The organism is Dysgonomonas sp. PH5-45, assembly GCF_029893235.1.
Classification (GTDB): Bacteria; Bacteroidota; Bacteroidia; order Bacteroidales; family Dysgonomonadaceae; genus UBA1309.
On the sequence record NZ_JARXWE010000052.1, the window covers coordinates 1 to 5,079 of the forward strand.

Here is a 5,079-nt window from a genome sequence, read left to right on the forward strand (position 1 = left end):
CTCTGATTTAAGTTGGCGGCTACCTACTCTCCCACATTTAAGCAGTACCATCGGCGTGACCGGGCTTAACTTCTCTGTTCGGAATGGTTAGAGGTGGAGCCCCGGCGCTAAAACCACCTGAATTTCTTTCAAGCTTATTAACACAATGTAAAAAGAACAAGACGAATATACCTAATATATAGCAAACCCTTTGGCGTTTTTAACAAAAAAGTTCCGGGTAATTAGTACTACTCGGCTTCATACGTTACCGCACTTACACCTGTAGCCTATCAACGTCGTAGTCTGCGACGACCCTTGTTAACGGATATCTTATCTTGAGGCCGGCTTCGTACTTAGATGCTTTCAGCACTTATCCGATCCGGACTTAGCTACCCGGCGATGCTCCTGGCGAAACAACCGGTAAACCAGGGGTCCGTCCAACACGGTCCTCTCGTACTAGTGTCAGATCCCCGCAAATATCCTACGCCCACGATAGATAGAGACCGAACTGTCTCACGACGTTCTGAACCCAGCTCGCGTGCCACTTTAATGGGCGAACAGCCCAACCCTTGGGACCTTCTCCAGCCCCAGGATGTGACGAGCCGACATCGAGGTGCCAAACCATTCCGTCGATATGAGCTCTTGGGAATGATCAGCCTGTTATCCCCGGAGTACCTTTTATCCTTTGAGCGATGGCCATTCCATACTGAAACCACCGGATCACTATGCTCTAGTTTCCTACCTGTTCGACTTGTGGGTCTCACAGTCAAGCGCGCTTATACCATTACACTCTACGAACGGTTACCAATCGTCCTGAGCGCACCTTTAGAAGCCTCCGTTACTCTTTTGGAGGCGACCACCCCAGTCAAACTACCCACCATACAGTGTCCTCTGCTCAGCAGAGTTAGATTCCAAACAATTAAAGGGCCGTATTTCAAGGATGGCTCCACGAATACTAGCGTACCCGCTTCATTGCCTCCGGCCTATCCTACACATCAAGTGCCCAAAATCAATGTAAAGCTATAGTAAAGGTTCACGGGGTCTTTTCGTCCCATCGCGGGTAATCGGCATCTTCACCGATACTACAATTTCACCGAGCTCACAGTTGAGACAGTGTCAAGATCATTACACCATTCGTGCAGGTCGGAACTTACCCGACAAGGAATTTCGCTACCTTAGGACCGTTATAGTTACGGCCGCCGTTTACTGGGGCTTCAATTCAAAGCTTCTCCCGAAAGATGACTTCTCCTCTTAACCTTCCAGCACCGGGCAGGTGTCAGACTATATACTTCTTCTTTCAAATTCGCATAGCCATGTGTTTTTGTTAAACAGTTGCCTTGACCTATTCTCTGCGACCACCATTGCTGATGGTACCCTTTATCCCGAAGTTACAGGGTCATTTTGCCTAATTCCTTAACTGTGAATCACTCGAGCGCCTTAGTATACTCAACCCAACTACGTGTGTCCGTTTTAGTACGGGTATGTGCAGGATTAGCGCTTAGCGGGTTTTCTCGGCAGTATGGTTACCTACAATTAGCTTGCCCTAAGGCTCACTATACTTTCAGGTTCGACTCCAAGGGCGGATTTGCCTACCCTCGTCTACGTCTACACCCTTAAACTGGCTATTCCGTCAGCCAGCTGTAGTGTCACTCCTGCGTCACCGCGTCACTCCTGCAAATAGTACCGGAATATTAACCGGTTCATCCATCGGCTCCGCCATTCGGCTACACCTTAGGGCCCGACTTACCCTGATCCGATTAGCGTTGATCAGGAAACCTTAGTCTTTCGGCGAGGAGGTTTCTCACCTCCTTTATCGTTACTCATACCTACATTTGCTTTTCTGTAAGCTCCAGCAAAGCTTACGCTTCACCTTCGACGCCGACAGAATGCTCCCCTACCGATAATATTTATCCCATAGCTTCGGTAACATGTTTTATGCCCGATTATTATCCACGCATCGCCACTCGACTAGTGAGCTGTTACGCACTCTTTAAATGAATGGCTGCTTCCAAGCCAACATCCTAGCTGTCTTAGCGGCAACACTTCGTTAATTCAACTTAACATGTATTTGGGGACCTTAGCTGATGGTCTGGGTTATTTCCCTCTCGGACATGGACCTTAGCACCCATGCCCTCACTCCCGGTAAATCCTTGTGCCCATTCGGAGTTTATCTGGACTTGATAGGCGGTGAAGCCCTCGCATCCAATCAGTCGCTCTACCTGACACAAGTTATAAGCCGAGGCTGCACCTAAATGCATTTCGGGGAGTACGAGCTATCTCCAAGTTTGATTAGCCTTTCACCCCTACCCTCAGGTCATCCGAAAACTTTTCAACGTTTAACGGTGCGGTCCTCCATGTGGTGTTACCCAAACTTCAACCTGCCCAAGGGTAGATCACTTGGTTTCGCGTCTACTCCTGCTGACTATAGCGCCCTGTGAAGACTCGCTTTCGCTTCGGATCCGTGCCTCGATGACACTTAACCTTGCCAACAAAAGTAACTCGTAGGTTCATTATGCAAAAGGCACGCCGTCACTGTTGCCAGCTCCGACCGCTTGTAAGCGCATGGTTTCAGGGTCTTTTTCACTCCTCTGTTCGAGGTTCTTTTCACCTTTCCCTCACGGTACTGGTTCACTATCGGTCTCTCGGAAGTATTTAGCCTTACCGGATGGTCCCGGCCGGTTCATACAGGATTTCTCGTGTCCCGCACTACTCAGGATACCGCTAAGCTTCAGTTAAGATTCGTATACGGGATTATCACCCTCTGTGATTGCACTTTCCAGTACATTCTACTTCTTAACAGTCTTGCCACAGCGCGGTCCTACAACCCCGGTTATGCCTAAACATAACCGGTTTGGGCTCTTCCCATTTCGCTCGCCACTACTCTGGGAATCATTATTATTTTCTCTTCCTATGGGTACTTAGATGTTTCAGTTCCCCACGTTCGCTCACTTTTAAAGTGTGGTATGGTCTTCCCATACCGGGTTGCCCCATTCGGAAATCAACGGATCGAAGGATATTTGCTCCTCCCCGTCGCTTATCGCAGCTTATCACGTCCTTCTTCGCCTTCGAGAGCCTAGGCATCCCCCATGCGCCCTTGCTTACTTTTTTTATTTTTACCGCTTACACGGTTTGATATATACTCGTAATTCTACTTGCTCTTTTTTTTACATCATGTCAAAGATCTTGTTGCCTCTTTACGGAGGCATGGTGGAGAATAACGGATTCGAACCGTTGACCCCCTGCGTGCAAGGCAGGTGCTCTAGCCAGCTGAGCTAATCCCCCGTTATTATGACTTCAGACGCTTTTATATTCACGCCCCTGTCCAAGGTAGTCCCAGGCAGAGTTGAACTGCCGACCTCTACATTATCAGTGTAGCGCTCTAACCAACTGAGCTATAGGACTGGCTTATCGAACCGCCCGGTAACCGCATTAACGCAGCTCCTTCGTTTCTCGCTTGCTTGTTATATGTTTAGGTTTGGTAAATGTTTTATAGTGAACAATATCCGAATGATACATTAGACTTCGGGTAGTACTTTTTGTACTAAATTAGAGATAAACTCCAGAAAGGAGGTGTTCCAGCCGCACCTTCCGGTACGGCTACCTTGTTACGACTTAGCCCCAATCACCAGTTTTACCCTAGGACGCTCCTTACGGTTACGTACTTCAGGTACCCCCAGCTTTCATGGCTTGACGGGCGGTGTGTACAAGGCCCGGGAACGTATTCACCGCGCCATGGCTGATGCGCGATTACTAGCGAATCCAGCTTCACGGAGTCGAGTTGCAGACTCCGATCCGAACTGAGAGAGGCTTTCGAGATTAGCATCCTGTTGCCAGGTAGCGGCCCTCTGTACCCCCCATTGTAACACGTGTGTCGCCCCGGACGTAAGGGCCGTGCTGATTTGACGTCATCCACACCTTCCTCACAGCTTACGCTGGCAGTCTTGTCAGAGTCCTCAGCTTGACCTGTTAGTAACTAACAATGTGGGTTGCGCTCGTTATGGCACTTAAGCCGACACCTCACGGCACGAGCTGACGACAACCATGCAGCACCTACATAATCGCTATTGCTAGAATAAGTGTTTCCACCTAAATCGATTACATTTCAAGCCCGGGTAAGGTTCCTCGCGTATCATCGAATTAAACCACATGTTCCTCCGCTTGTGCGGGCCCCCGTCAATTCCTTTGAGTTTCACCGTTGCCGGCGTACTCCCCAGGTGGATTACTTATCGCTTTCGCTTAGCCACTTACTGTATATCGCAAACAGCTAGTAATCATCGTTTACTGCGTGGACTACCAGGGTATCTAATCCTGTTTGATACCCACGCTTTCGTGCTTCAGCGTCAGTTGTAGCTTAGTAAGCTGCCTGCGCAATTGGAGTTCTTTGTGATATCTATGCATTTCACCGCTACACCACAAATTCCGCCTACTTCATTTACACTCAAGTATACCAGTTTCAATGGCAATTTTAAGGTTGAGCCCCAAACTTTCACCACTGACTTAACATACCGCCTACGCACCCTTTAAACCCAATAAATCCGGATAACGCTCGCATCCTCCGTATTACCGCGGCTGCTGGCACGGAGTTAGCCGATGCTTATTCGCAGGGTACTTGCAAGACAGCACGCGTGCCGTTTTTTACCCCCCTGCAAAAGAAGTTTACAACCCATAGGGCAGTCTTCCTTCACGCGACTTGGCTGGTTCAGGCTCTCGCCCATTGACCAATATTCCTCACTGCTGCCTCCCGTAGGAGTCTGGTCCGTGTCTCAGTACCAGTGTGGGGGATAAACCTCTCAGTTCCCCTATCCATCGCTGCCTTGGTGAGCCGTTACCTCACCAACTAACTAATGGAACGCATGCCCATCTACCACCGATAAATCTTTAACAAATATTTCCATGCGGAATCCCTGTATTATGCGGTATTAATCCGTCTTTCAACGGGCTATCCCCCTGTGGTAGGTAGGTTGCATACGCGTTACTCACCCGTGCGCCGGTCGCCATCGGCAGTATTGCTACCGCCATGCTGCCCCTCGACTTGCATGTGTTAGGCCTATCGCTAGCGTTCATCCTGAGCCAGGATCAAACTCTTCTTTGTATATTCTT

General features: G+C 49.1%; 2 tRNA genes and 3 rRNA genes. All 5 read right to left on the reverse strand.

From position 1 onward, the window contains the following. Positions 1-10: 10 nt before the first annotated feature. The 5 genes from rrf to M2132_RS11715 all read right to left on the reverse strand — a co-directional run bounded on the left by rrf (position 11) and on the right by M2132_RS11715 (position 5,071). Positions 11-121: ribosomal RNA gene (gene rrf / locus M2132_RS11695) — 5S ribosomal RNA — on the reverse strand. Positions 122-202: 81 nt separating this feature from the next. Beyond that, positions 203-3,087 (reverse strand): 23S ribosomal RNA (locus tag M2132_RS11700). Positions 3,088-3,184: 97 nt separating this feature from the next. Next, positions 3,185-3,261, reverse strand: a tRNA-Ala gene (locus M2132_RS11705). Positions 3,262-3,307: 46 nt separating this feature from the next. Beyond that, positions 3,308-3,381, reverse strand: a tRNA-Ile gene (locus tag M2132_RS11710). Positions 3,382-3,542: 161 nt separating this feature from the next. Then, a 16S ribosomal RNA gene (locus M2132_RS11715) occupies positions 3,543-5,071 on the reverse strand. Together the 16S, 23S and 5S rRNA genes with 2 tRNA genes alongside form the textbook arrangement of a ribosomal RNA operon. Between the last annotated feature and the right edge of the window lie 8 nt (positions 5,072-5,079).